Genomic DNA, 23,549 nt, shown 5'->3' on the forward strand with positions numbered 1-23,549 from the left:
AGGAGCGGTCAGAGCTTCGACGTCGTAACGATCCGCCCCTGCAACAGCCTTTTCTTCTTCCCCCGCGCCACCTCGGTCGCCAGCGCCTCGAGCCGGGGTTCCCACGTCCGCCGAAACCGCGAGACCCAAGCGTCGACCTCGTCGAAACGCTCTGGCGCCACCACATACAGCCGCTGCCGCCCCGCCGCGCGTGCGGTCGCGAAGCCGCTGTCGCGCAAGATGCGCAGGTGCTGCGACACTGCGGGCTGCGAGATACCGAACTCGTCCGAAATCACCGCGACGATCGCGCCCGAACTCAGCTCGGCGTCGGCGAGCAGTTCGAGGATGCGCCGTCGTACGGGGTCGCTGAGGATATCGAAGGCGTGCATCAGCGCGTCATTCGGGCGCTGCGGCGCCGGTGTAGAAGGCGGTCGTGCTCGCACCCGCGCGGGTCGCGGCGTCCTCTGCGGTGCCATAGGCGATCGATGCCGCGGTCCAGCCGTGGCTGCTCGTCGTCGCGAAAGCCTTGCCTTCATCGCTCAGGGGCCAGCTCTCTTCGGCGAAGCGCTCTTGCACAGGCTCGCCGGTTTCGAGGTGCCAGGCTAGGCCTAGCAGCGACAGGTCCCAGCCGACGCCGACCGCGCCGGGGCCGAAGCGGTCCCAGAATTCCTCGGACTTGTCGTCGAGCGGCGCAATGTGGCGCAGCGTCAGCCGCGTGGCCTCGCCCGCTTCGGCCAGCTCGACCTCGACCCAGCTCATCCCGCCGCCGAATTCCCAGGTCAGCGCGAAGCGGCGCGGCGGGTCGCAGGCGGTGACGGTGCCGCCCGCATTGCCCTTGATCTGGTAGCGCCCGCCGAGTTCCAGATCGCCCTCGACCGGCGCGAACCAGCGCGGGATGCGCGTCTTGTCGGTGATCGCGTCCCACAGGTCGTCGATGTCTGTCGCATAGTCGCGCGTCGCGACCACGGCGCGCGCGGGCTGGCCCTCGTGGGAGACATCCTCGACCTTGCGGACGACCATTTGGGCTTGGGCGGCGGTATCGAACGGCATGTGACTCTCCTGATCTGTGTCAGGCGAGTCGTATAAGTTGTAAATTATATAAGTCGAGTCTTATGCGATCAGGCGGCGGTGTCGATCCCGAGGTCGCTCAGCTTGCGGTACAGCGTCGAGCGCCCAATCCCCAGCCGGCGCGCAACTTCGCTCATCCGGCCGCGATAATGACCGATCGCGAGACGGATCACATCCGCCTCGATCTCTTCGAGCGGGCGGAGATTGCCGTCGGGCAAGTAGAGCGTGACCCCGATCGCTTCGCCGTTGATCGCGATCTCGCCCTGGCCCGCGGCCATGCTGCTGCCGCCGAGCGCGCCCTCGATCGCCCGGAAATCGGCGCTGGTGAGCACGTCGGTCTCGCTCGCGACGGCGGCGCGGAACAGCACGTCCTGGAGCTGCCGGACATTGCCCGGCCAGGCGTAAGCGGCGAGCAGGCGCAGCGCGTCGTCGGTCACGCCGATCGGCCCCATGCCCGGCAGCCCGCCGATGCGCGCGAGCAGATGCCGCGCGAGCGGGCCGACGTCGCCGCGGCGCTCCGAAAGCGAGGGCAGGGTGAATTGCGCGCTCGACAGCGCGTAGAACAGATCCTCGCGGAAGTGCCCTGCCTCGATCAGCTTGTCGAGCGGGCTGGCGCTTGTCGCGATGATGCGCACGTCGACGCTCTGGCGGATCGTGCCGCCGATCATCTGGACCTCGCCCGAATTCAGGAATTCGACGAGCTTGGCCTGCGTCTCGAGCGGGATGCATTCGACATGATCGATGATGATGCTGCCGCCATCGGCCTGCACCAGGCGACCGACCTGCCGATCGAAGGCGCCCGGAAAGGCGCCGCGTTCGTGGCCGAAGAGCCCCGATCCGATCAGCCCCGGCGACACCGCCGAGCAATCGACCATCACCAGCGCGCCGCGCGCCCGCGGGGATGCGCTGTGGATCGCGCGCGCGAAGACTTCCTTACCGGTGCCGGGCTTGCCGTTGATCATCACCGGCACGCGCGCACGCGCGGCCTTGGCGGCGATCGCCAATGCGCTGCGGAAATTGGGCGACGAGCCGATGATTTCCTCGAAGGCCAGCGGCGCGCGCAATTTTTCGGTGAGCGGGCGCAGTTCGCCCTGCGGGCCGCTCTGGGTCGTGATGCGGTCGAGCGCGCTGAGCAGGCGGTCGGGGGCGATCGGCTTCTGCACGAAGTCGGTGGCGCCGGCGCGCATCGCGGCGACCGCCACCTCGACCCCGTTGCGCATCGTGATCACGATCAGCGGCAGCGCGGGGCGCCAGCGGCGCAGTTCGGCGACGAATTCGGCGATGTCCATGCCCGGCGCGCCCTGGTCGACGAGCACCGCATCGAGCGCCATGCCTTCCTGCGTGCCCAGCTTGGCGAGCGCGGTGTCGGTGTCGGCCGCGGTGACGCTGCGCCAGCCGCCGCGCGAGACGAGCGCCGACAGGAAGCGCTGCTGCGCCGGTTCGCTGTCGACGATCATCACCATCCGTGTGTCGCGCGCGCTAGCCATCGCCGTGTTTTGACCCCCGATTGGCCGCGGTTTTCCGTGGCCTGTTCCGCTTTGAACCAACAATCTACGTCAAAGGGGTAAAGGGGCGATTAAGCGGAGCGCGTCCTCGCGGCGCGCCCCGGCCACGCAAAACCTTCTATTGAGCATCGCCGGACGCATGGCTAAGACCGGCGCGAAGGCCGATTCTGGGCTAAAAGACAATGTCGCCCCCGCGAAGGCGGAGGCCGCTGTCGTCCCGGAACCGAAGGAACTGGTTAGACCTTATGACGGCCCCCGCCTCCGCGGGGGCGACGTTGTGGGTGAGGCAAAGGGGAAGAAGCCATGGCACAGCAGGAAATGAAGGCAGCGAACGAAACCTACACGGGTTTCCTGAGCCTGCTCAAGGTCGGGTCGGTCCTGACCGCGATCGTGACCGTTTTCGTCGTCCTCATCATCTCCTGACCGGACCGGCATGCGCATCGCCGTCCTGAAGGAGCTCGCCCCCGGCGAGACCCGCGTCGCCGCGACCCCGGAAACCGTGAAGAAATTCATTGGCCTGGGCGCCGAACTTGCCGTTGAGTCCGGAGCGGGCGAAGCCGCGTCGATCGCCGATGCCGACTATGGCGCCGCGGGCGCCGCGGTCGCCTCGCGCGCCGAGGTGCTGAAGGGCGCGAACATCATCCTCGCGATACAGGGCCCCGATCCCAAGGGGCTGAAAGGCTTCGCCGATGGCGCCTGGCTCGCCGCGGGGCTCAACCCCTTCGGCGAACGCACGCGGGTCGACGACTATGCCAAGCTCGGGATCGAGGCGCTGGCGATGGAATTCATGCCGCGCATCACGCGCGCGCAGTCGATGGACATCCTCTCCAGCCAGGCGAATCTCGCCGGCTACAAGGCGGTCTTGATGGCGGCGAACGCCTATGGCCGTGCCTTCCCGATGATGATGACCGCCGCGGGCACGGTCAGCGCCGCCAAGGCCTTCGTGATGGGCGTGGGCGTCGCGGGGCTGCAGGCGATCGCGACCGCGCGCCGCCTGGGCGCGCAGGTCAGCGCGACCGACGTGCGCTCGGCGACCAAGGAGCAAATCATGTCGCTCGGCGCCAAGCCGATCTTCGTCGAAAGCGTCGCGGGGATCGAGGGCGAGGGCGCGGGCGGCTATGCCACCGAAATGTCCGAGGAATATCAGAAGGCGCAGGCCGAACTGGTGTCGTCGCACATCGCCAAGCAGGACATCGTGATCACCACCGCGCTGATCCCGGGGCGCCCCGCGCCGCGGCTGATCAGCGACGCGCAGCTCGCGACGATGCGCACGGGCAGCGTGATCGTCGACATGGCCGCCGAAAGCGGCGGCAACGTCGAGGGTGCGGTCGCCGGCGAGACGAAGAAGATCCACGGCGTCACCGTGATCGGCGCGAAGAATATCGCCGCGCTGATGCCCGCCGATACCAGCGCGCTGTTCAGCCGCAACCTGTTCAACTTCCTCTCGGCCTTCTGGGACAAGGAAGCGGGCAAGCCCGTGCTCGACGAGGAAATCGGCAACGCCGTGCGCCTGACGCAGGGCGGCAAGGTCGTACACGAGCGCCTGCTGGGCTAGGCCGCCGCAATGGGTCTTTTCAGCGCGGGCGATATCGATGCGGGCGGGGCGCAGGCCGAGTTTCAGGCCTGGCTGATCGACGGCGAGCAGGTGCTCGCGGCGTTCCGCACGATCCGCGACACGGTGCTGCTCACCAATCTCCGCTTCATCTTCGTCGACGTCCAGGGACTGACCGGAACGAAGAAGGATATCCAGAGCGTGCCCTGGCGTTCGGTGACGCGTTTTTCGTTCGAGACCGCGGGCACCTTCGACCTCGACGCCGATATGAAGGTGTGGATTTCGGGCTCGGCCGCGCCGATCGAGGTCAAGATTTCGCGCAAGAGCGACCCGCAGAAGATCCAGCATCTGATGGCGCGGCTGGTCATCGGCCGCTGAGGCGGGGCGAGCCTCCCGCGGGGCGAAACGCGCGCCAAAAATGAAAAAATGGCTGATTCCGGCCTTTTCATGAAACTGTCATTGCTTAGTATGCGTTGCAGGGTTTTCGCCCTGATTCCCACTGTCCGGAGAATATTCTGATGCTGCGTGCCAAGTTTCTTGCTGCTCCCCTCCTTGCGCTTACCACCGTGATTGCCGCTCCCGCTTTCGCCCAGGCCGATGAAGCGGCACCGACGTCGACCGTCGCCGAGGCCGCGACGACCAATCCCGACCTGGCCACGCTGGGCAAGGCGCTGACCGCTGCTGGCGTGACCGAAACGCTGAACGGCGCGGGTCCTTTCACCGTCTTTGCGCCCACCGACGCCGCCTTCGCCGCGGTGCCGCAGGCGATGTCCGACTATCTGATGGATCCCGCCAACAAGGATACGCTGACGCAGGTGCTGACCTATCATGTCGTGCCCGGCAAGGTGACCGCCGACGACCTGTACAAGAAGATCAAGGCCGGCGGCGGCACCGCCAAGCTGACCACGGTCGAGGGCCAGGAAATCTCGTTCAGCGAGGTGCAGGGCAATATCAAGGTCGACGGCACGCAGGGCAGCTCGGGCTATGTCACGACGCAGGATCTGGCGCAGGCCAATGGCATCGTCCATGTCATGAACGGCGTGCTCATCCCGAACCTGACCCCGCCGAGCGCCGAGCCCGCCGCCGATGCGACCGCCGACGCCGCGGCGCAGGCCGCCGAGGCTGCCGCGACGAACTGACCGTCTGCGACATAATATTGCGGCAAGGGCCCGTGTTTCGCGATGTGCGAGGCGCGGGCCCTTTCTTTTGCGCGTGTTTAGGAGTCGACAGGGGGGCGGGCGCGCGGCAAGAGGTGCCCTCGCGGAATCAGCAGGGGAGCTTGCCGTGGACTTCATTTCCATTTTCTCGATTTTCGTCCTGGCGTGTTTCGTCGGTTATTTCGTCGTCTGGTCGGTGACCCCGGCGCTGCACACGCCGCTGATGAGCGTCACCAACGCGATTTCGTCGGTGATCATCGTCGGCGCGCTGATCGCCAGCGCCGCCGCGGGCTCGGCGACCTCGAAATGGCTCGGCCTCGCCGCGGTGGTGATGGCCAGCATCAACATCTTCGGCGGCTTCGCGGTGACGTCGCGGATGCTCGCGATGTACAAGAAGAAGGAGCGCTGAGATGGACGTCCAAGCGATCCTTTCGGCCGCGACCGGCCATGGCGCGGTGAACCCCTGGGCCGCGATCGCCTATCTGGTGGCGGGCATCCTCTTCATCCTCGCGCTGCGCGGCCTGTCGAGCCCGGCGACCGCGCAGAGCGGCAACCGCTTCGGCATGATCGGCATGACCATCGCGGTCGTCACGACGCTGCTGACGCATATGCCGAAGGGCGCCGACGGCGTGCTCGATACGATCTCGCTCGCCGAAATCCTCGCCGCGATCGGCATCGGTGCCGTCATCGGTATCGTCATGGCGCGCCGCATCGCGATGACCGCGATGCCGCAGCTCGTCGCGGCCTTCCACAGCCTCGTCGGCCTCGCCGCCGTTGCCGTCGCAGCCGCCGCCTATCTCAACCCGCAGGCCTTCGGCATCGCCGACGCCGCGGGGCAGATCTTCACGGTCAGCCGCGTCGAAATGGGCCTCGGCATCGCGATCGGTGCGATCACCTTCAGTGGCTCGGTCATCGCCTTCCTCAAGCTCAACGGCAATATGTCAGGTTCGCCGATCATGCTGCCGGGGCGGCATGTCATCAACCTCGGCACGCTCGCCGCGATCGTCGGGCTCACTGCCTATTTCACGCAGGATCAGTCGCCCTGGGTGTTCTGGACGATCACCGGGCTCAGTTTCGCGATCGGCTTCCTCTTGATCATCCCGATCGGCGGCGCCGACATGCCCGTCGTCGTGTCGATGCTGAACAGCTATTCGGGCTGGGCCGCGGCGGCGATGGGCTTCACGCTCGGCAACACCGCGATGATCATCACCGGCGCGCTCGTCGGCTCGTCGGGTGCGATCCTGTCGTACATCATGTGCCGCGCGATGAACCGCAGCTTCATCAGCGTGATCGCGGGCGGCTTCGGCGGCGACGATGCCGCCGCGGCCGCGGGCGGCGCCAAGGAACAGCGTCCGTGGAAACCCGGCAGCGCCGACGACGCGGCCTTCCTGATGAGCCAGGCCGAAAATGTCATCATCGTCCCCGGTTACGGCATGGCAGTGGCGCAGGCGCAGCACGCGCTACGCGAAATGGGCGACCAGCTGAAGAAGGAAGGCGTCAACGTCAAATATGCGATCCACCCGGTCGCGGGACGCATGCCCGGCCATATGAACGTGCTGCTCGCCGAAGCGAACGTGCCTTATGACGAGGTCTTCGAGCTCGAGGACATCAACGGCGAGTTCGCGCAGGCCGACGTCGCCTTCGTCATCGGCGCCAACGACGTGACCAACCCGGCGGCGAAGACCGACAAGTCGTCGCCGATCTACGGCATGCCGATCCTCGACGTCGCCAACGCCAAGACCGTGCTGTTCGTGAAGCGCTCGATGGGCGGCGTCGGCTATGCCGGCGTCGACAACGACGTCTTCTACATGGACCAGACGATGATGCTGCTCGGCGACGCCAAGAAAATGGCCGACGACATCGTCAAGGCGCTGAGCGGGACGGGGCACTAAAACCGACGGGCCGATCAAAATGCCGTTCGTGCTGAGCTTGTCGAAGCACCGTTCTTTCCTCTACCGAATGGAAGAACAGCCCTTCGACAAGCTCAGGGCGAACGGTTTTTTTTATTCTTGGAGATGAAATGCGCAAAATCGGCCTGATCGGCGGCATCAGCTGGGCATCGACCGAGCTTTATTACCGCCACCTCAACAAGGGCGTGCAAAAGCGCATCGGCACCTCCTGCTCGGCGCCGATCCTGCTCGAGAGCCTGAACTATTGCGAGCTGTCGCGGCTGACGACGCCCGAGCAGTGGGACAATGCCAAGGCGATCCTGATCGAATCGGCGCAGCGGCTTGAGGCCGCGGGCGCGACCGCGCTGATGGTCGCCGCCAATTCGATGCACAAGATCGCCAAGGAAATCGCAGGCGCGGTGTCGATCCCCTTGCTCCACATCGTCGACGAGACCGGCGAGAAATTGAAGGCCGACGGGATCAAGTCGGCCGCGGTGATCGGCACGCGCAACGTGATGACCGAACCCTGGTTCCGTCAGAACCTCGTGCGCTACGGCCTGACGCTCGCCCCCTATGACGCGGACCGCGCCGAGGCGATCGACAATATCATCTACGACGAGTTGATGCAGGGCAAGGTCACCGAAAATTCGCGCCGCCAGATGCGGACCTTCATCACGGACATCGCGAAACAGGATGTGCAGGCGCTGGTGCTGGCGAGCACCGAACTGGTGATGCTCGTCGATCCCGATGCCAATGTGCTGCCGGTCTACGACACCACGCGGATTCATGTTGCCGCGGGGGTCGACTGGATCCTGGGGGATGCGCCCTGAGGAAAACGGCCTAGCCGCGCGGGTCGAAACCCAGCCAGTCGGCGGGCGGCATCAGGAACAGGTCGGTGTCGGCGGTCCTACATCCCGCGGCGGTCAGCATCGCATGCACCTGCCCGCGATGATGCGTCTGGTGGTTGAAGATCTGCGTCAGCACGACACCCAGCGGTGCGGTCACCTCGCGTCCCGCGGCGCCGCTATACCATTGGAGGTCGCCCGATATCGGGCCGGCCGGAAATCCGTCGCTCCATTCGACCAGCATCGCGTCCATCGCTTGCCGATCCGCGGTGAGGGCCGACCAGTCGCCGGCAAAGGAGGCGCTGTCCTTGATCGACCCGCCCGGCGGCGGACACAGGTCGAACCGCGAGAACCAGATTCGGTCGGCCCACAGCAGATGCGACAGGGTCGCATGGATGCTGCCGAAAAAGGCGCCCCGCCCGAGCCGCCGTTCATCGTCGGAGAGCATGCCGGCGGCCGCATAGGCCTCCCGATTTTGCCACTTGTTGTAGCGCGTCATCGTCCGGAGGTAGCGATTGTCGATCATCGGGCAGGGTTCTCTATGTCATCTTCGTCCAGGTCACCGTCTTGCAGAAGACGCTGACGCAGCCTTTCATCGACATCTTGTTGCCCTTGGGGGTCAGCTGCGCCTTGTAATAGCGCCCGTCCTCGGGGCTATAGCCTTGTCCCTTCCACGCATTGCCGTCGGCGGCGAGGTCCCAGTAGATCTGCAGGCCCGAGACATGGCGCGTGCGTTTCGCCTTGTCGGGGTTGCGCTCGTCGCGCTGCCCGCCCGCGGGCTGCTTGATCAGCAATTTATGCACCTTGCCGCACAGCTTCGCGCCGCAGGCATAGATGTCGACGATCGCCTTGCCGTCGTCGGTGGCCCAGCGGCCGGTGATCGATGGCGGCGCGACCGCCGATGCCGGCGATGCGGCGATGGACGCGGCGGTCGCCGCGATGATGATGCGTTTCAAAACAGTCTCCCCGGTGCGGGCGGGGCTGCGACCCTGACCCTAGCTACATCCATGTCAGCAACATGGCTTGGCATGGCCGCACTCTTGCACCATGCTGGCAAAAAACAAGGGAGAGTCTGATGCGATTCCATAGTTTCGCCCAAAGTTTCGCACTTCCGCTGGTTGCCGTGATGCTGGCCGCCGCGCCCGCGCAAGCGAAGACGATCAAGGTCGAGGCGGGCGGCGCCGACGCCAATGAGAAACTCCAGGAAGCGCTGATCGTTGCTGAGCCCGGCGATGTCGTCGAACTTGGCGCGGGCACGTGGACGCTCAGCGACGGCCTGTCGCTCGACGTCGCGGGCGTGACGATCCGCGGCGCGGGCACCGACGACAAGGGCTCGATTCTCGACTTCGCCGGCCAGCAGGGCGCGGGCGAAGGCCTGCTCGTCACCAGCGACGACGTCTTCCTCACCAATTTCGCGGTGCTCAACACCAAGGGCGACGGCATCAAGTCGAAGGGCGCCGACCGCATCGTCTATCACAAATTGCGCGTCGAATGGACCGCGGGGCCGAAGGAAACCAACGGCGCCTATGGCATCTACCCCGTCGAAAGCACCGACGTGCTGATCGACAGCGTCTATGTCCGCGGCGCGTCCGACGCCGGCATCTACGTCGGCCAGTCGAAGAATATCGTCGTGCGCGATTCGATCGCGGTCGAGAATGTCGCGGGGATCGAGATCGAGAACAGCTACGACGCCGACGTCCACGACAATATCGCGACCAGGAACACCGGCGGCATCCTGGTCTTCGACCTGCCCAGCCTGCCGATGCAGGGCGGGCACAATGTCCGCGTCTTCGACAATGAGGTGAACAACAACAGCACCCCCAACTTTGCGCCGAAGGGCAACATCGTCGCGAGCGTACCCGCCGGCACCGGGGTGCTGATCATGGCCAACCGCAACGTCGAGGTCTTCGACAATGCGTTCGACCAGAATGGCACCGCAAACGTCATGATCGTCGGCTATCGCTACGAGCATAAGGACCCGAAATATCAGCCGCTGCCGCGCCAGATCGTCGTGCGCGACAATGAACATGGCAAGGCGGGCTATGCCCCTGCCTTCGACGGCGGGGCGCAGATTGCGGCGGCGTTCGGCGGGGCGATCCCGCCGGTGCTGTGGGACGGCGCGGGCGAAAATGTCGTCGTGCTCGACAAGGTCGGGGTGCTGTCGCTGAACCTGCCCGACGTCGCGACCCCGCGCAGCGAGGCCAAGCCGTCGCCCGCCGACCTGTCGAAGGGCACGCCGCCCGCGGCGCTGCCGGGGATCAAGCTGCCCGAAAGCATGGAGGCGAAGGTCAAGTGAAGCGCGTTTTCGCCGCGCTGTCCGCGGCGCTGCTATGTGCGAGCGGCGCGAGCGGTGTGCCGCTGCCCGGGGTCAATCAGGACGTCATCGACGGCGACGCGATGCCGGCGAAACTCTCGGCCTTCGGGCTGTTCCACGCGGGGAGCCCGCGCGCGCCGCTGGCGCGGATCGGCTATACGCTGCGCACGCCGCTGTTCAGCGATTACACCGACAAGCACCGCTATATCTCGATCCCCGCGGGCAAGAAGGCGCGCGTGCTGGCCGACGGCGTGATCGAGTTCCCCGTCGGCACGGTGCTGATCAAGAGCTTCGGCTGGCCGGATGTGAACGAGGGGCGTCCGGTCGAAACACGCCTGCTGATCCGCCGCGCAGCGGGCTGGGTCGCCTTGCCCTATATCTGGGACGCCGATGGCAAGGATGCGACATTGGCACTCGGCGGGCGGCGCGTGCCGGTGAGCTTCAAAAGTCCCGACAGCGAAGCGCACGAAATCCGCTATGCGGTGCCCAACAAGAACCAGTGCAAGGAATGCCACAGCCTCAACGGAGAAATCGTGCCGATCGGACCCAAGGTCCGCAATTTTGTGCTCGACCCGCCGGGCTCGGAGCATTTCCGGAGCGTCTATTTCGAAGACCCCGCCGCGCTCAAACCGACCATGCCCCAGTGGGACGACCCCAAGTCGGGCAGCGTCGCCGAGCGCGCGCGCGCCTATCTCGACGTCAATTGCGCGCATTGCCACAATCCGGCGGGCAACGCGTCGAACAGCGGGCTGTTCCTGCGCTGGACCGACGATCCGACCACGGTCAACTATGGCATCGGCAAGCGCCCGACCGCCGCGGGGCGCGGCAGCGGCGGCATGGATTTCGCGATCGCGCCGGGCGACCCCGACCACAGCTTCCTGATCTATCGTCTCGAAAGCACCGACCCCGGCATCGCGATGCCCGAGGTCGGGCGTTCGACGGTGCACCGGGAAGGCGCGGCGCTGCTGCGGCAATGGATTGCGGAGATGCCGAAAGCGTCGCATTAGGGCGCGCATGACACGCCTCGTCCTCCACGATTATTTCCGCTCCTCGGCCAGCTTCCGCGTGCGGATCGCGCTCAATCTCAAGGGGCTCGAATATGAGCGCGTCGAGATCAGCCTGATCGCGGGCGAGCAGCGCAGCGACGCCTATCTCGAACTCAATGCGCAGGGGTTCGTGCCCCTGCTGATTGCGGATGGCGAGACGATCATCCAGAGCCTCGCGATCATCGACTGGCTCGACCGCGCCTATCCCGAGCCGCGGCTTATCCCCGACGACGCGATGCCGCGCGCGGTCGCGTTGGCGCAGGCGCAGGTCGTGGCGAGCGACATCCACCCGCTCAACAACCTGCGCGTCCTCAAATATCTGACCAAGGACCTCGGCCTCAACGAGCAAACGAAAGACCGCTGGATCGCGACCTGGATCGCGCAGGGTTTTGACGCGCTCGAAGCTATGGCGGGCGAGGGGACCTACCTCGGCGGCGAGACGCCGGGGATCGCCGACTGCTGCCTGGTGCCGCAGATGTACAATGCGCGGCGCTTCGAGGTGGCGCTGGACGATTATCCGCGGCTCGTCGCCATCGACGCGGCGTGCATGGAATTGGACGCGTTCCAGAAGGCGCATCCCGACGCGGTCAAGCCCGCGTGATCCGGCTGCTGACGGGCGCCGCGCTGCTGGTCATGCCGGCGGCGGCGATGGCGCAGGACGCGCAGGCCGATCGCCCCGCCGAAGACGACGGCGGCTGTTGCAGCTTCACCTTCCCGCGTCTTTCGACCGAGGAGATCGTCGTCCGCGGAAGCGGCGTGCTGCGCCCCGCGGACAGCGACACGGTCCAGACCTCCAGCCTGATCGCCTATCCCGAGCAGGGCCTCGGCGCGCGGATCGAGAACCGCCTGCGCGACGAAGCCGGCATCGTCCAGTTCCGCCGCTCCGACGGGCGCAGCGCGCATCCGACGAGCCAGGGCGTCACGCTCCGCGGCCTCGGCGGCAATGCATCGGCGCGCGCGCTGGTGACGCTTGACGGCGTGCCGCAGGCCGACCCCTTCGGCGGCTGGGTCGCATGGAGCGCCTATGACGCGATCAACCTCGGCGGCATTCTCGTCACGCGCGGCGGTGGCAGCGGCACCGACGGTCCCGGCGCGCTCGCAGGGACGATCGGGCTGCATTCGAGCATGACGCAGGGCGTCGAAGCGAGCGCAGCCTATGGCAGCCGCGACGGCTGGGACGTGTCGCTTTCGGCCGGGACAAAACTCGGCAACGGCCAGGTCGCGGTCGACGGCCGCTACAGCCGCGGCGACGGTTTTATTCCGGTGGCAGAGGGCCAGCGCGGCCTCGTCGACCGCGCCGCGCCATACGAACAGGGCGGCCTCGGCGTGCGGCTGCGCTTCGACGCGGGCGCCGACAGCCGCATCGAGGCGAGCCTGCGCGGTTTCGCCGACCGCCGCGACCGCGGCACCGACTTCACGGCCAGCAAGACCGACGGCGTCGACGCCAGCCTGCGCTTCGTCCACGACCTCATGGGCGCGACGCAATGGCTCGCGCTCGCCTATGTCCAGGTTCGCGATTTCGAGAGCGGCTTCGCGAGCGTCGCCGCGGGGCGGAACAGCGTCGCGCCCGCGCTCTTCCAGCGCGTCCCCGCCACCGGCCTCGGCGCGCGCTTCGAACTGCGTCCCGCCATCGCCGGCACAAATCCGCTGCGCGTCGGCGCCGACTGGCGCCGCACCACCGGCCGCACCGAGGAGGATTTTTTCTTCAGCGGCACCATCCCCGGCCGCCACCGCATCGCCGGCGGCAGCAGCGACACCGTCGGCGCCTTCGCCGAATGGACCTCGGGCGATGCCGACGACGGCCTCCTCTGGACGCTCAGCGGGCGCATCGACCATTGGTGGCTGGGCACCGGCTATCGCCTCGAGCGCAACATCGGCGGTACGACGATCACCAACCTGAAATTCGAGGCGCGCCAGGGCTGGGAAGGCAGCGGCCGCGCGGGCCTGCGCTGGACGTCGGGCGCCTTGGCGCTCCGCGCCGCGGCCTACCGCGCCTGGCGCCTGCCGACCCTCAACGAACTCTACCGCCCCTTCCGCGTCGGCGCCGAGGTGACCACCGCGAACGAGATGCTCGAACCCGAGCGCCTGTGGGGCGGCGAGGTCGGCATCGACTGGACGCGCGACGGCACCAAGCTGTCGGCGACGCTCTTCGCCAACCATCTGTCGAACGCCATCGCCAATGTGACGCTCGCGCCCAACCTCAATCAGCGGCAGAACCTCGATGCGATCGACGGCAAGGGGATCGAATTCGCCGCCGAACAGCGGATCGGCCCCGCGACGCTGCGCGCGACTTACGCCTTCACCGACGCCGAGGTCGACGCGGAGGGCGCCGCCGCCGTGCTCGACGGCCGCAAGCCGGCGCAGATCGCGAAGCATGGCGGCAGCTTGTCGTTGCGCGGCAATGGCAGCGGGCCGCTCGATGGCTTCGCGACGCTGCGCTATATCGGCAAGCAGAATGAGGACGACCTTGGCCTGCTCGTGCTGGGCGACGCGCTGACGCTCGATGCCGGCCTCACGTGGCGCTTCTCCGATGCGATCAGTATCGAGGCGCGCGGCGAGAATCTGTTCGACGAACTCGTCCCCGCGGCGATTTCGTCGGCCGGCATCGTCGAACGCGCGACCCCGCGCACGCTGTGGGTGGGCGTGCGGACGTCGTTTTAGGGCCTCGCAACGTCTGGCGTCGGGCGGAAGGCAACGTTAGCGTAAACCACCTCCGTCACCCCGGGCTTGACCCGGGGCCTGCCTTTTCTTTGATCCGACGGCGAAAGAAGGAAGGCGGGTCCCGGGTCAAGCCCGGGGTGACGACTGAACAAGCGTCCGCTCCCACCACCCAAACCCACCTCCACCTTCGCCGCCGTACAGAAATCCTATCGGGATCGGCATTGCGCCGCGATAGCGCCCTGTCTAGGTTCGCCGCGCCGGGGCTCCGCGTGGGGGAATGGGAAGAGATGGCCGCCAAGAAACTCAACCTCGACAATTTCCTGCCGTACCGGCTGTCGATCGCGTCGAATGCGCTGTCGGAGCGGATCGCCGCCGAATATCAGAACCGCTTCGGGCTCAAGATCCCCGAATGGCGGCTGATGGCGATCCTCGGCGAGGGCAAGCCCAAGACGCAGCGCGAACTGGTCGAGGCGACGCGCATGGACAAGGTCACGGTCAACCGCGCGGCGAAGGCGCTCGCCGACCGCCAGCTGATCGCGCGCCAGGCGCACGAGGCCGACGGCCGCTCGCACCATCTCGAGCTCACCGCGACGGGGCGCGAGCTTTACGACGCGATCGTCCCCGCCGCGCTCGCCAGCGAGGCGCGGCTCGAGACCAACATCACCGCCGCCGAGCGCGCCACCCTGCTCGCGATCCTCGCCAAGCTCACCGCCGCCGCCGAAGATTATGGCTGACCCGGCCTATCGCGCGGCGGGGGAGGGGATGCTGCGCATCGAGCCGCTCGGCGAGCTCGCCGCGATCTTCGACCGCCGCTCGCAGCAGACGCATCTCGTCACCCAGCCGATGCCCGAAATCCTCGCCGCGCTCGCCGCGGGCCCCTGCGACGCAGCGGGGCTCGCCGCGCGGCTCGCCGACAGCTTCGACCTCGACGGCGAAGGCGACGCCGCAGCGATCCTGACCGAACGGCTCCAAGAACTGACGGCGATGGGGCTGGTCGAGCCCGTATGAGGCACAGCATCCGCATCGCGGTCGGCCCGGTGCAATTCCGCATCGGCAGCGACTGGGCGGGGCCCGTCGCCGCGCTCGGCCACCTCTACGCGGGCTATCCGCAGGACGACACCCGCCCCGCCGATGCCACCGTGCGGCTTTACGCCAACCGCCCGTGGCGCCGCTGGCTGCGCCCGTCGGTGCATATCGGCGGCGATTATATCGTCCCCGACGCGCTGCCGCTGCCGCTGTCGATGGGGCTGCTCGCCGCCGAGATGGGGATGAACCTGCAGGTTGCGCTCGGCTGGCGGCGGCATCTGCTGCTTCACGCGAGCGCGGTCGCCAGAGATGACCGCAGCGTCATCCTGTCGGGTGCTTCGGGCTCGGGCAAGTCGACGCTCGCGGCGCTGCTCGGCGAGAGCGGCTGGCGGCTGATGGGCGACGAATTCACGCTGATCGATCCGGCCAGCGGCGATGCGCTCGCTTTCCCGCGCGCGGTGAGCCTGAAGAACGAAGCGATCGCCGAGGTCGAAGCCCGTGTCGGCCCGGCACGCCTCGGGCCGCTGCTCGCGGGCACGCCCAAGGGCGACATCCGCCACCTGATCCCGCGCGCGGACGCGGTCGCGGCGATGCATGAACCCGTCCGCCCCGCGCTGCTGCTCTTCCCGCAGTTCGGCGGCGCGCCCGCGATCGAGCGGATCGGCCAGGGCGAGGCCTTCGTCCGCCTGACCGAGGCCTCGACCAACTATATCGCACTCGGCGAGGCGGGCTTTGCCGCGCTGACCCGACTGGTACGCGAGACCCCCGCCTTCACCATCGCCTACCCCGATAGCGCCACCGGAATGTCCCTCGTCGAGCAGCTCTGGGCCTTGGCGCCGCGATGAGCGCAATCCGCACCCTGGTCGAGCTCCTCGCAGGATGCCGCAACGCCGCCGACCTCGCGCCCCGCGAATGGGACGGCGTGATCGCCGTCGCGCGTGCCGAGGCCTTGCTCGCGACGCTCGCGCACCGGATCGACGGCGCCGCGCTTCCCGAACCCGTCGCGCGGCTGCTCGCCGATGCCCGCGCCGCCGCCGACGTGGCGACCGCGCAGGCGCTGTGGGAGGCTGAAATGGCGCGCCGCGCGCTTGCCCCCGCGGGCGTAGACTTCGTGCTGCTGAAGGGCGCGGCTTATGCCGCGGCCGACCTCCCCTGCGCGCCGGGGCGCCAGATCGGCGACCTCGACATCCTCGTCGCGCGCGACGCCTTGCCCGGCGCCGAGGCGGCGTTGATCACCGCGGGGTGGGAGTGGGTCAAAGAGGACGTCTATGATGACGCCTATTACCGCGACCATATGCACGAGCTGCCGCCGCTGATCCACAAGTTGCGCGACCGGATGATCGACGTGCACCACACGATCATCCCGCCGACCGCGCGCCCGAGCCCCGACGCTGCGAGCATGCTCGATCGCGCGATCATGCTGCCGAACGGGTATAAGGTGCTGCATCCTTTCGACCGCATGATCCACTGCGCGGCGCATCTCTTCGCCGACGGCGATCTCGCGGGCGGCTTACGCAACCTCTGGGATTTCCATTGCCTGACGCGCGATTTCCAGGCGCGCGGCGATGGCGACAGTGACACACCCGAAGGCGCGCTCGGTTACGACGCGTGGCTCGGCGACATGCGCGCGCGCGCAAGGCTGTGGGGCCTCGGCCCCGCGGTCCGCCGTGCGTCACACCTCTCTGCGGCGCTGTTCGAGAATGCGGGCGATTATCGCCGCCTCAGCCTCGGCGACCGCCTGTTCCGCGCCCGCCTGCTCGCGCGCGACGATTGGGGACGCGAGACGCGGCCCTTCCTGCGCCTCGCCTTCTACATCCGCTCGCACTGGCTGCGCATGCCGCCGCTGATGCTGGCGCGCCATTTGTGGACCAAGTGGCGCAAGGGCCACGCGGCGGCGCGCTAGGGACCGTCACATGCCTGTGGTACATATCGGTCTTCCTGGAGAGGAGAGACGTATGACGCTTCCGGCCATCATTCTCGTTCACGGCTTCTGGGGCGGGGCCGCCCATTGGAGCAAGGTGATCCTCGAACTGGACCGGCTGGGGCATAATTCGCTCCAGGCGGTCGAAATCCCGCTGACTTCGCTCGCCGACGACGTCGAACGCACGACGAAGATGATCGCGCAGCACGACGGCCCGGTGCTGCTCGTCGGGCACAGCTATGGCGGCGCGGTGATCACCGGCGCGGGGGGGCATCCCAATGTCGCGGGGCTCGTCTATATCGCTGCCTTCGCCCCCGACGAGGGCGAATCCCCCGGCGCGATCACGCAGCAGAACCCGCCGCCTGGCGCCGCGGCGCTCGCGCCCGACAGCGACGGCTATCTGTGGATTGTGCAGGGCAAATATCACGAATATTTCTGCCAGGACCTCGATGCCGACGAAGCGCGGGTGATGGCGGTGACGCAAAAGGCGCCGATCGCGACCACCTTCGGCGACACGATGACGAACCCGGCATGGCGCAACCGCGCCTGCTGGTACCAGATTTCGAGCGAGGACCGGATGATCCACCCCGACAATCAGGCGATGATGTCGGGGCGCATGGATGCGAAGAAGGTCATCACGCTGCCCGCGGGGCACGCCTCGCTCGCCTCGATGCCATCCGAAGTCGCCGCGCTGATCGACGAGGCGGCGCGGGCGGTCGCGACCTAGAGGCTTTCGAGCAGCGGCACCAGCGCGTCGTAATGGCCGATCACATGGTCGGCCTCGAAGGCTTCGGCGGGCCGGTCGAGGAAGCCGAAGCCGACGAGGATGCTCGTCACCCCCGCGCGTTTCGCCGCGGTCACGTCGTAGATGCTGTCACCGACGAACGCCGCGCGCCCGCCGCCGCAGCGCGCGATCATCTCGTGGATCGGGGCGGGGGAGGGCTTCGCATTCTCGCGCCCCAGCGTGTCGCCGCCGATGATCGTCGCGAAGCGATCGGCGAGGCCGAGCTCGCCGAGCAGCAGGCGTGCCAGCCGTTCGGTCTTGTTGGTCACCACCGCGGTCTTGACGCCCAGCGCATCGAGCCGGTCGAGCGCGTCGGTCAAGCCGGGGAAGGGCCGGCTGTGCACCGCGATATGCGCTTCGTAATAGGTCAGGAATGCCTCGAACAGCCGCTCGAACTCGCCCTCGGGCACGCCCCCGGTCGCGATCAGCCCTTGTTCGAGCATATGCCGCCCGCCGAGTCCGATCATCGGGCGCACCTGTTCGACGCTGAGTGGTGTGCGGTCGACGAGGCCCAGCGCATGATTGACCCCCGCGGTCAGGTCGCCTGCGGTATCGAGCAACGTGCCGTCGAGATCGAAGCCGATGATGGCGAAGGGGAAAGCGGTCATGCGCTGCGCATGGCGCGACGGTCTGGAAACCGCAACGATTTGCTGGCATGGCCACGCGCATGAGCAATCCGATCCCCGTCCCCATAGCTGCCATAGTCCTCGCCGCGGGCAAGGGCACCCGCATGAAGTCCGACACGCACAAGGTGCTGCACCCGATCGCCGGGCGGCCGATGCTGCTGCACCTGATGGCGAGCGTCGATGCGCTCGACCCCGCGAAAAAGGTCGTGATCGTCGGCGACAAGGCCGAGCAGCTCGAAGCCGCGCTCGCGGGCAGCGCGGACCTCGCGGTGCAGGAGCCGCAACTCGGCACCGGCCATGCGGTCCAGCAGGCCGAGGGCGCGCTCACCCGCTTCGACGGCGATGTGCTGATCCTCTACGGCGACGTGCCCTTCGTCCCCACCGCGACGATGCAGGCGATGATCGACCGGCTGAACGCGTCCGATGCGCCCGCGGTCGTCGTGCTCGCCTTCGAGCCCGACGATGCGCAGCAGTACGGCCGCGTCATCACCGACGGCGACCATGTCACCAAGATGGTCGAGCACAAGGACGCGACTCCCGAGGAGCGCGCAGTGCGCCTCTGCAATTCGGGGCTGATGGCGGCGAAATCGGCCGACCTCTTCGCGCTGCTCGCGCGCGTCACCGACGACAATGCGGCGAAGGAGTTCTATCTCGTCGACATCGTCAATATCGCCAACGCCGACGGGCGCCATTGCGCGGTCGTCGTGACCGACCCCTATGATGTCGCGGGCATCAACAGCCGCGGCGAACTCGCCGCGATGGAGGGCGAATGGCAGGCGCGCCGGCGCGTGGCGGCGATGGCCGACGGCGCCAGCCTGATCGCCCCCGAAACCGTCTGGTTCGCGTGGGATACGCAGCTCGGCCGCGACGTGCTGGTCGAGCCCAATGTCTTCTTCGGCCCCGGCGTGACGGTGGCCGACGGCGTGAAGATCCGCGCCAACAGCCATATCGAGGGCGCGAGCATCGGGACCGGCTGCGAGGTCGGCCCCTTCGCGCGGCTGCGCCCCGGCACGATCCTCGGTGAAAAGGCCAAGATCGGCAATTTCGTCGAAACCAAGAAGGCGGTGCTCGGCAAGGGCGCCAAGGCGAACCATCTGACGTATCTCGGCGACGCGACCATCGGCGCCGGCGCCAATATCGGCGCGGGCACGATCACCTGCAATTACGACGGCTATTTCAAATATCAGACGGTGATCGGCGAAAATGCCTTCATCGGCAGCAACAGCGCGCTGATCGCCCCCGTCACCATCGGCCGCGACGCGATCGTCGCCGCGGGCAGCGCGGTGTCGCGCGACGTCGCCGCCGGCGACCTGCGCATGGTCCGCGCCGAACAACTGATCAAGCCGGGCTGGGCCGACCGTTTCCACGACACGATGCGCAAGAAGAAGGCGGGCAAATAAGCCCATGCCCGCACCGACGCTGACCACCGCGCGCCTCGTGCTGCGCCAGCTGCGCGAGGACGATGCCGCGGCGCTGTTCGCGGTGCTGTCCGATCCCGACGTCATGACCTGGTGGTCGAGCGGGCCGCACGCATCGCCCGCCGAGACCGCGGACTATGTCAAAGGCAATGCCGCCGACGGACAGGGCTATCTCTGCTGGGCGATCACCGCGGGCGATGAGATGGCGCTCGGTTGGGTCATCCTGATCGACGCCAAGCCCGACGTGAAGGAAATCGGCTATATCCTGCGCCGCGACCAATGGGGCAAAGGCATCGCGCGCGAAGCGGTGGCGCGGGTGATCGACCATGGTTTCGGCGAAATGAAGCTGCGCCGTGTCTTTGCCGACACCGATCCCGAAAACCCGGGCTCGATCGGATTGCTCGAACGGCTGGGCTTCCAGCGCGAAGGCCGGCTGCGCGGCGAGTGGGAAACGCATATCGGCGTGCGCGATTCGCTGATCTTCGGCTTGCTGCGCGACGAATGGACGATGGAGAAGGCCAAGTGAGCGACCGTTACACCGACAAGCCCTTCCTGCGCTTCGTCGACGCCTATGTGCTGAAGGCGATCGGGCATCTCGACGAAGCGACCGACGCCTATTGCACCGCGATGGTGCCCAGCCTCGAAAAGAGCTTCGGGCTGAAAGGCACATGGCCGCAGATCGTCGCGCAGCAGATGAACTTCATGCCCGGTTTGCCCGCGCAAATCCTGCATACTTGGGCCGAAGGCAAGGCGCGCTACGAGGAAGCGAACGGCGAAGCGCCCGATCCCGTGCAGTTTGCGATGATCTGGGTTGACCAGAATTTCGGGCGGGCATGAGCCACCTCATCGTCCGGCCGGCAACGCGCGCCGACCATGACCGGTGGCTGCCGTTATGGGACGGCTACAACGCCTTTTACGGGCGTAGCGGCGCCGCCGCGCTTGCGCCCGAAATCACCGCCGCGACGTGGGAGCGCTTCTTCGATCCCTATGAGCCGATGTTCGCGCTCGTCGCCGAGCAGGACGGCGCGCTGCTGGGGCTGACGCATTATCTGCTGCACCGGAGCACGACCTCGCTGCTTCCCTCGCTCTATCTGCAGGACCTGTTCACCGTCGCCGAGGCGCGTGGAATGGGCGTTGGCCGGTCGCTGGTCGAAGCAGTGTACCGCGCGGCAGAAGCGCGCTCCTTGCCGCGCGTCTACTGGCTGACGCACGAAAGCAACGAAACGGCGATGCGGCTCTACGACCAGATCGCCGAGAAATCGGGCTTTCTCGTTTATCGGAAGCAGCTATCGCCTTGACATGATATCATGATATGATATCAATATCCCATGCGTTTCCTCGCCGACATTCCCGACTCCGACGTCGAATGGCTCGACGCTCTCGCTGCCGAGCAGGGCGTGTCGCGCGCCGAGCTCGTCCGCCGCGCCGTCGCAGCCTATCGCGCCGACGCCTCGGGCGACGCCATCGACAATGCTTTCGGCATCTGGCGTGACCGCGCCGACATCGGCGATGGCCTCAAATATCAGCGCCGCCTCAGAGGCAAGCGCGAATGATCGACGCGCAATTCGACAGCGACATCCTCATCGATGCGCTGAGCGGCGTCGAGGCCGCGCGCAGCGAAATCCGCCGCGCGGGGCGCAAGAGCGTCAGCCGGATCAGCTGGACCGAGGTGATGACCGCCGCCGACCCCGCGTCGGTCAAGGCGGTCGAAGCCTTCCTCGGCTGCTTCGCGGTCGAGGAGGTCGGCGACGCCGTCGCGCGCCGCGCTGCCGCGCTGCGCGCCGAGCGCAAGGGGCTGACGCTCTGCGATGCGCTCGTGCTCGCCACCGCGCAAATCGGCGGCCGCATCCTCGTTACACGCAATATCAAGGTGTTTCCGGCAGCGATGCCGGGTATTCGCGTCCCCTACACGCTCTAACGAAAGCAAAGACCCATGTGCGGAATCATCGGAATCGTCGGCAAGGACCAGGTCGCGGACCGGCTGGTCGACGGCCTCAAGCGCATGGAATATCGCGGCTATGATTCGGCGGGGGTGTGCACGGTCGAGGGCGGCCAGCTCGTCCGCCGCCGCGCCGAGGGCAAGCTCGGCAATCTGGTCAAGGAACTCGCAGGCAACCCCGCGCCCGGCCTCGTCGGCATCGCACACACGCGCTGGGCGACCCACGGCGCGCCGACGACGAGCAACGCGCACCCGCACGCGACGGGCGAGGTCGCGCTGGTCCACAACGGGATCATCGAGAATTTCAAGCCGCTGCGCGAGGCGTTGCAGGCGCGCGGCCGCAGCTTCGAGAGCGAAACCGATACCGAAGTCGTCGCGCATCTCGTCAGCGAGCAGGTCGAGGCGGGCCAATCGCCGACCGAGGCGGTGCAGGCGGTCCTCCCGCAGCTGCGCGGCGCCTTCGCGCTCGCCATCGCCTTCCGCCGGCACCCCGACCTGCTCATCGGCGCCCGCCTCGGCTCCCCGCTCGTCGTCGGTTACGGTGAGGGCGAAACCTATCTCGGCTCGGACGCGCTCGCGCTCGCGCCGCTGACGCAGAAGATCGCCTATCTCGAGGAAGGCGACTGGGTCGTGATCACGCGCGAGGGCGCGCAAATCTTCGACAGCGCCAACAACCCAGTGACGCGCGAGATCACCACCAGCGGGGTCACTGCCGCGACGATCGAGAAGGGCAATTACCGCCACTTCATGCAGAAGGAGATTTTCGAGCAGCCGACCGTCGTCGCGCAGACGCTTTCCTCCTACATCCGCCCGCTCGAACAGACCGTCGCGCTGCCGCAGATGGATTTCGACCTGTCGGCGATCGACCGCATCACCATCGTCGCCTGCGGCACCAGCTTCTACGCCGGCATGGTCGCCAAATATTGGTTCGAGACCTTCGCGCGCGTCCCCGTCGACATCGATGTCGCGTCGGAATTCCGTTACCGCGACCCGGTGCTCCAGCCCGGCGGGCTCGCGCTCTTCATCTCGCAGTCGGGCGAGACCGCCGATACGCTCGCCGCGCTGCGCCATTGCAAGGCGAACGGCCAGACGATCGCGGTCGTCGTCAATGTGCCGACCAGCAGCATGGCGCGCGAGGCCGACCTGCTGCTGCCGACGCATGCGGGGCCGGAGATCGGCGTCGCCTCGACCAAGGCCTTCACCTGCCAGCTCGCGGTGCTCGCCGCGCTCGCCGCGCATCTTGCGCTGAAGAAGGGCAAGCTCAGTGCCGACGAAGAGCGCGAGATCGTCAAGCATCTGATCGAGGCCCCCGCCGCGCTCAACGCCGCGCTAAGCCATGACGAGGAGATCGCCGCGATGGCGCATCTCGTCGCCCCGGCGCGCGACGTCCTTTATCTGGGCCGCGGCCCCGATTATCCGCTCGCGCTCGAAGGCGCGCTCAAGCTCAAGGAAATCAGCTACATCCACGCGGAGGGTTACGCCTCGGGCGAGATGAAGCACGGCCCGATCGCGCTGATCGACGAGGCGGTCCCGGTGATCGTCCTCGCGCCCTCGGGTCCCTTGTTCGAAAAGACCGTCAGCAACATGCAGGAAGTCATGGCGCGCGGCGGCAAGATCGTCCTGATCAGCGACGCCGAAGGCCTCGCCGAAGCCGGCGACGGCTGCATGGCGACGATCGAAATGCCCAAGGTGCATCCGTTGATTGCGCCGCTGGTTTACGCGGTGCCGGTGCAACTGCTCGCCTACCATGTGGCGGTGGCGAAGGGGACCGACGTCGACCAGCCGCGCAACCTGGCGAAGTCGGTGACGGTGGAGTGAT

The 23,549-nt window shown here is 67.2% G+C and carries 29 protein-coding genes; 23 read left to right on the forward strand and 6 right to left on the reverse strand.

The window, feature by feature from the left end:
• Positions 1-8 precede the first annotated feature (8 nt).
• The 3 genes from ATE62_RS16375 to ATE62_RS16385 all read right to left on the reverse strand — a co-directional run bounded on the left by ATE62_RS16375 (position 9) and on the right by ATE62_RS16385 (position 2,534).
• Positions 9-368: an ArsR/SmtB family transcription factor gene (locus ATE62_RS16375; protein ID WP_058808190.1), complete on the reverse strand. Its 360-nt coding sequence runs from the start codon at positions 366-368 to the stop codon at positions 9-11.
• 7 nt (positions 369-375) lie between these two features.
• Positions 376-1,029 carry an SRPBCC family protein gene (locus ATE62_RS16380; RefSeq protein ID WP_058808191.1) on the reverse strand — a complete coding sequence of 218 codons (654 nt, stop codon included), beginning with the start codon at positions 1,027-1,029 and terminating at the stop codon, positions 376-378.
• Between the two features lie 68 nt (positions 1,030-1,097).
• On the reverse strand, positions 1,098-2,534 hold the full coding sequence (locus tag ATE62_RS16385) for a sigma-54-dependent transcriptional regulator (RefSeq protein WP_058808192.1): 1,437 nt from the start codon (positions 2,532-2,534) through the stop codon (positions 1,098-1,100).
• Between the two features lie 321 nt (positions 2,535-2,855).
• Here ATE62_RS16385 and ATE62_RS16390 point away from each other — a divergent pair, with 321 nt between their 5' ends.
• The 7 genes from ATE62_RS16390 to ATE62_RS16420 all read left to right on the forward strand — a co-directional run bounded on the left by ATE62_RS16390 (position 2,856) and on the right by ATE62_RS16420 (position 7,980).
• A complete protein-coding gene (locus ATE62_RS16390) occupies positions 2,856-2,975 on the forward strand; it encodes an aa3-type cytochrome c oxidase subunit IV (protein WP_058808193.1) in 120 nt (39 codons plus the stop codon).
• Between the two features lie 10 nt (positions 2,976-2,985).
• Positions 2,986-4,107, forward strand: coding sequence for an NAD(P) transhydrogenase subunit alpha (locus tag ATE62_RS16395; protein WP_058808194.1), 1,122 nt, complete (start codon positions 2,986-2,988; stop codon positions 4,105-4,107).
• A 9-nt stretch (positions 4,108-4,116) separates the two neighbouring features.
• The gene (locus tag ATE62_RS16400; protein ID WP_058808195.1) at positions 4,117-4,482 is read left to right on the forward strand and encodes a PH domain-containing protein; all 366 of its coding nucleotides are present in this window, start codon (positions 4,117-4,119) and stop codon (positions 4,480-4,482) included.
• Between the two features lie 140 nt (positions 4,483-4,622).
• On the forward strand, positions 4,623-5,243 hold the full coding sequence (locus ATE62_RS16405; protein ID WP_058808196.1) for a fasciclin domain-containing protein: 621 nt from the start codon (positions 4,623-4,625) through the stop codon (positions 5,241-5,243).
• A gap of 145 nt (positions 5,244-5,388) precedes the next feature.
• The gene (locus tag ATE62_RS16410; RefSeq protein WP_058808197.1) at positions 5,389-5,670 is read left to right on the forward strand and encodes a proton-translocating transhydrogenase family protein; all 282 of its coding nucleotides are present in this window, start codon (positions 5,389-5,391) and stop codon (positions 5,668-5,670) included.
• 1 nt (position 5,671) lies between these two features.
• Positions 5,672-7,153: an NAD(P)(+) transhydrogenase (Re/Si-specific) subunit beta gene (locus tag ATE62_RS16415; protein ID WP_058808198.1), complete on the forward strand. Its 1,482-nt coding sequence runs from the start codon at positions 5,672-5,674 to the stop codon at positions 7,151-7,153.
• A 128-nt stretch (positions 7,154-7,281) separates the two neighbouring features.
• Positions 7,282-7,980 (forward strand): aspartate/glutamate racemase family protein, encoded by a 699-nt coding sequence (locus ATE62_RS16420; RefSeq protein WP_058808199.1) that lies wholly within the window; start codon positions 7,282-7,284, stop codon positions 7,978-7,980.
• Positions 7,981-7,990: 10 nt separating this feature from the next.
• Here ATE62_RS16420 and ATE62_RS16425 read toward each other — a convergent pair whose 3' ends face one another.
• Both ATE62_RS16425 and ATE62_RS16430 read right to left on the reverse strand, forming a co-directional pair.
• Complete coding sequence (locus tag ATE62_RS16425; protein WP_058808200.1) at positions 7,991-8,521, reverse strand: DinB family protein; 531 nt, start codon at positions 8,519-8,521, stop codon at positions 7,991-7,993.
• A 13-nt stretch (positions 8,522-8,534) separates the two neighbouring features.
• Positions 8,535-8,951 (reverse strand): DUF2147 domain-containing protein, encoded by a 417-nt coding sequence (locus ATE62_RS16430; RefSeq protein WP_058808201.1) that lies wholly within the window; start codon positions 8,949-8,951, stop codon positions 8,535-8,537.
• Positions 8,952-9,070: 119 nt separating this feature from the next.
• Between ATE62_RS16430 and ATE62_RS16435 the strand changes: the two genes are divergently transcribed.
• The 9 genes from ATE62_RS16435 to ATE62_RS16475 all read left to right on the forward strand — a co-directional run bounded on the left by ATE62_RS16435 (position 9,071) and on the right by ATE62_RS16475 (position 17,690).
• Positions 9,071-10,291, forward strand: a complete 1,221-nt coding sequence (locus tag ATE62_RS16435) for a parallel beta-helix domain-containing protein (protein WP_058808202.1) — start codon at positions 9,071-9,073, stop codon at positions 10,289-10,291.
• The gene (locus ATE62_RS16440) at positions 10,288-11,316 is read left to right on the forward strand and encodes an SO2930 family diheme c-type cytochrome (RefSeq protein ID WP_058808203.1); all 1,029 of its coding nucleotides are present in this window, start codon (positions 10,288-10,290) and stop codon (positions 11,314-11,316) included. The genes ATE62_RS16435 and ATE62_RS16440 overlap by 4 nt, the downstream gene beginning before the upstream one ends.
• A 7-nt stretch (positions 11,317-11,323) precedes the next feature.
• Complete coding sequence (gene maiA / locus ATE62_RS16445; protein ID WP_058808204.1) at positions 11,324-11,956, forward strand: maleylacetoacetate isomerase; 633 nt, start codon at positions 11,324-11,326, stop codon at positions 11,954-11,956.
• Positions 11,953-14,016 carry a TonB-dependent receptor gene (locus tag ATE62_RS16450; RefSeq protein ID WP_058808205.1) on the forward strand — a complete coding sequence of 688 codons (2,064 nt, stop codon included), beginning with the start codon at positions 11,953-11,955 and terminating at the stop codon, positions 14,014-14,016. The genes maiA and ATE62_RS16450 overlap by 4 nt, the downstream gene beginning before the upstream one ends.
• Positions 14,017-14,303: 287 nt before the next feature.
• Complete coding sequence (locus tag ATE62_RS16455) at positions 14,304-14,750, forward strand: MarR family winged helix-turn-helix transcriptional regulator (RefSeq protein WP_058808206.1); 447 nt, start codon at positions 14,304-14,306, stop codon at positions 14,748-14,750.
• Positions 14,743-15,024, forward strand: coding sequence for an HPr-rel-A system PqqD family peptide chaperone (locus tag ATE62_RS16460; RefSeq protein ID WP_231736295.1), 282 nt, complete (start codon positions 14,743-14,745; stop codon positions 15,022-15,024). The genes ATE62_RS16455 and ATE62_RS16460 overlap by 8 nt, the downstream gene beginning before the upstream one ends.
• Positions 15,021-15,887 carry an HprK-related kinase A gene (locus ATE62_RS16465; RefSeq protein WP_058808207.1) on the forward strand — a complete coding sequence of 289 codons (867 nt, stop codon included), beginning with the start codon at positions 15,021-15,023 and terminating at the stop codon, positions 15,885-15,887. The genes ATE62_RS16460 and ATE62_RS16465 overlap by 4 nt, the downstream gene beginning before the upstream one ends.
• Positions 15,884-16,945 (forward strand): nucleotidyltransferase domain-containing protein, encoded by a 1,062-nt coding sequence (locus ATE62_RS16470; protein ID WP_058808208.1) that lies wholly within the window; start codon positions 15,884-15,886, stop codon positions 16,943-16,945. The genes ATE62_RS16465 and ATE62_RS16470 overlap by 4 nt, the downstream gene beginning before the upstream one ends.
• A gap of 52 nt (positions 16,946-16,997) precedes the next feature.
• Positions 16,998-17,690 (forward strand): alpha/beta hydrolase, encoded by a 693-nt coding sequence (locus ATE62_RS16475; protein WP_058808209.1) that lies wholly within the window; start codon positions 16,998-17,000, stop codon positions 17,688-17,690.
• Here the strand turns inward: ATE62_RS16475 and ATE62_RS16480 are convergent.
• Complete coding sequence (locus ATE62_RS16480) at positions 17,687-18,355, reverse strand: HAD-IA family hydrolase (protein ID WP_058808210.1); 669 nt, start codon at positions 18,353-18,355, stop codon at positions 17,687-17,689. The two genes, ATE62_RS16475 and ATE62_RS16480, sit on opposite strands and share 4 nt — an antisense overlap.
• A gap of 59 nt (positions 18,356-18,414) precedes the next feature.
• Between ATE62_RS16480 and glmU the strand changes: the two genes are divergently transcribed.
• The 7 genes from glmU to glmS are packed head-to-tail and all read left to right on the forward strand — an operon-like array spanning position 18,415 to position 23,548.
• On the forward strand, positions 18,415-19,773 hold the full coding sequence (gene glmU, locus ATE62_RS16485; protein WP_231736296.1) for a bifunctional UDP-N-acetylglucosamine diphosphorylase/glucosamine-1-phosphate N-acetyltransferase GlmU: 1,359 nt from the start codon (positions 18,415-18,417) through the stop codon (positions 19,771-19,773).
• A 4-nt stretch (positions 19,774-19,777) separates the two neighbouring features.
• Entirely contained in the window at positions 19,778-20,317 is a 540-nt protein-coding gene (locus ATE62_RS16490; RefSeq protein ID WP_058808212.1) for a GNAT family N-acetyltransferase, read from the forward strand.
• Positions 20,314-20,628, forward strand: a complete 315-nt coding sequence (locus ATE62_RS16495; protein ID WP_058808213.1) for a hypothetical protein — start codon at positions 20,314-20,316, stop codon at positions 20,626-20,628. Before ATE62_RS16490 ends, ATE62_RS16495 begins: the two co-directional genes overlap by 4 nt.
• Positions 20,625-21,089, forward strand: a complete 465-nt coding sequence (locus ATE62_RS16500) for a GNAT family N-acetyltransferase (RefSeq protein WP_058808214.1) — start codon at positions 20,625-20,627, stop codon at positions 21,087-21,089. The genes ATE62_RS16495 and ATE62_RS16500 overlap by 4 nt, the downstream gene beginning before the upstream one ends.
• Before the next feature lie 30 nt (positions 21,090-21,119).
• Positions 21,120-21,344 carry a ribbon-helix-helix domain-containing protein gene (locus ATE62_RS16505; protein ID WP_058808215.1) on the forward strand — a complete coding sequence of 75 codons (225 nt, stop codon included), beginning with the start codon at positions 21,120-21,122 and terminating at the stop codon, positions 21,342-21,344.
• A complete protein-coding gene (locus ATE62_RS16510; RefSeq protein ID WP_058808216.1) occupies positions 21,341-21,709 on the forward strand; it encodes a PIN domain-containing protein in 369 nt (122 codons plus the stop codon). The genes ATE62_RS16505 and ATE62_RS16510 overlap by 4 nt, the downstream gene beginning before the upstream one ends.
• Before the next feature lie 15 nt (positions 21,710-21,724).
• Positions 21,725-23,548 (forward strand): glutamine--fructose-6-phosphate transaminase (isomerizing), encoded by a 1,824-nt coding sequence (gene glmS, locus ATE62_RS16515; protein ID WP_058808217.1) that lies wholly within the window; start codon positions 21,725-21,727, stop codon positions 23,546-23,548.
• The last annotated feature ends 1 nt before the right edge of the window (position 23,549 follow it).

Origin of the sequence: Sphingopyxis sp. HIX, from assembly GCF_001468285.1 — a bacterium.
GTDB lineage: Bacteria > Pseudomonadota > Alphaproteobacteria > Sphingomonadales > Sphingomonadaceae > Sphingopyxis.

Excerpts from the sequence above, each read along its gene's own strand:
- ATE62_RS16375 (WP_058808190.1), bottom strand. The coding sequence starts at position 368 with ATGCACGCCTTCGATATCCTCAGCGACCCCGTACGACGGCGCATCCTC.
- ATE62_RS16380 (WP_058808191.1), bottom strand. The coding sequence starts at position 1,029 with ATGCCGTTCGATACCGCCGCCCAAGCCCAAATGGTCGTCCGCAAGGTC.
- ATE62_RS16385 (WP_058808192.1), bottom strand. The coding sequence starts at position 2,534 with ATGGCTAGCGCGCGCGACACACGGATGGTGATGATCGTCGACAGCGAA.
- ATE62_RS16390 (WP_058808193.1), top strand. The coding sequence starts at position 2,856 with ATGGCACAGCAGGAAATGAAGGCAGCGAACGAAACCTACACGGGTTTC.
- ATE62_RS16395 (WP_058808194.1), top strand. The coding sequence starts at position 2,986 with ATGCGCATCGCCGTCCTGAAGGAGCTCGCCCCCGGCGAGACCCGCGTC.
- ATE62_RS16400 (WP_058808195.1), top strand. The coding sequence starts at position 4,117 with ATGGGTCTTTTCAGCGCGGGCGATATCGATGCGGGCGGGGCGCAGGCC.
- ATE62_RS16405 (WP_058808196.1), top strand. The coding sequence starts at position 4,623 with ATGCTGCGTGCCAAGTTTCTTGCTGCTCCCCTCCTTGCGCTTACCACC.
- ATE62_RS16415 (WP_058808198.1), top strand. The coding sequence starts at position 5,672 with ATGGACGTCCAAGCGATCCTTTCGGCCGCGACCGGCCATGGCGCGGTG.
- ATE62_RS16420 (WP_058808199.1), top strand. The coding sequence starts at position 7,282 with ATGCGCAAAATCGGCCTGATCGGCGGCATCAGCTGGGCATCGACCGAG.
- ATE62_RS16425 (WP_058808200.1), bottom strand. The coding sequence starts at position 8,521 with ATGATCGACAATCGCTACCTCCGGACGATGACGCGCTACAACAAGTGG.
- ATE62_RS16435 (WP_058808202.1), top strand. The coding sequence starts at position 9,071 with ATGCGATTCCATAGTTTCGCCCAAAGTTTCGCACTTCCGCTGGTTGCC.
- maiA (WP_058808204.1), top strand. The coding sequence starts at position 11,324 with ATGACACGCCTCGTCCTCCACGATTATTTCCGCTCCTCGGCCAGCTTC.
- ATE62_RS16455 (WP_058808206.1), top strand. The coding sequence starts at position 14,304 with ATGGCCGCCAAGAAACTCAACCTCGACAATTTCCTGCCGTACCGGCTG.
- ATE62_RS16460 (WP_231736295.1), top strand. The coding sequence starts at position 14,743 with ATGGCTGACCCGGCCTATCGCGCGGCGGGGGAGGGGATGCTGCGCATC.
- ATE62_RS16465 (WP_058808207.1), top strand. The coding sequence starts at position 15,021 with ATGAGGCACAGCATCCGCATCGCGGTCGGCCCGGTGCAATTCCGCATC.
- ATE62_RS16470 (WP_058808208.1), top strand. The coding sequence starts at position 15,884 with ATGAGCGCAATCCGCACCCTGGTCGAGCTCCTCGCAGGATGCCGCAAC.
- ATE62_RS16475 (WP_058808209.1), top strand. The coding sequence starts at position 16,998 with ATGACGCTTCCGGCCATCATTCTCGTTCACGGCTTCTGGGGCGGGGCC.
- ATE62_RS16480 (WP_058808210.1), bottom strand. The coding sequence starts at position 18,355 with ATGACCGCTTTCCCCTTCGCCATCATCGGCTTCGATCTCGACGGCACG.
- glmU (WP_231736296.1), top strand. The coding sequence starts at position 18,415 with ATGAGCAATCCGATCCCCGTCCCCATAGCTGCCATAGTCCTCGCCGCG.
- ATE62_RS16490 (WP_058808212.1), top strand. The coding sequence starts at position 19,778 with ATGCCCGCACCGACGCTGACCACCGCGCGCCTCGTGCTGCGCCAGCTG.
- ATE62_RS16500 (WP_058808214.1), top strand. The coding sequence starts at position 20,625 with ATGAGCCACCTCATCGTCCGGCCGGCAACGCGCGCCGACCATGACCGG.
- ATE62_RS16505 (WP_058808215.1), top strand. The coding sequence starts at position 21,120 with ATGCGTTTCCTCGCCGACATTCCCGACTCCGACGTCGAATGGCTCGAC.
- ATE62_RS16510 (WP_058808216.1), top strand. The coding sequence starts at position 21,341 with ATGATCGACGCGCAATTCGACAGCGACATCCTCATCGATGCGCTGAGC.
- glmS (WP_058808217.1), top strand. The coding sequence starts at position 21,725 with ATGTGCGGAATCATCGGAATCGTCGGCAAGGACCAGGTCGCGGACCGG.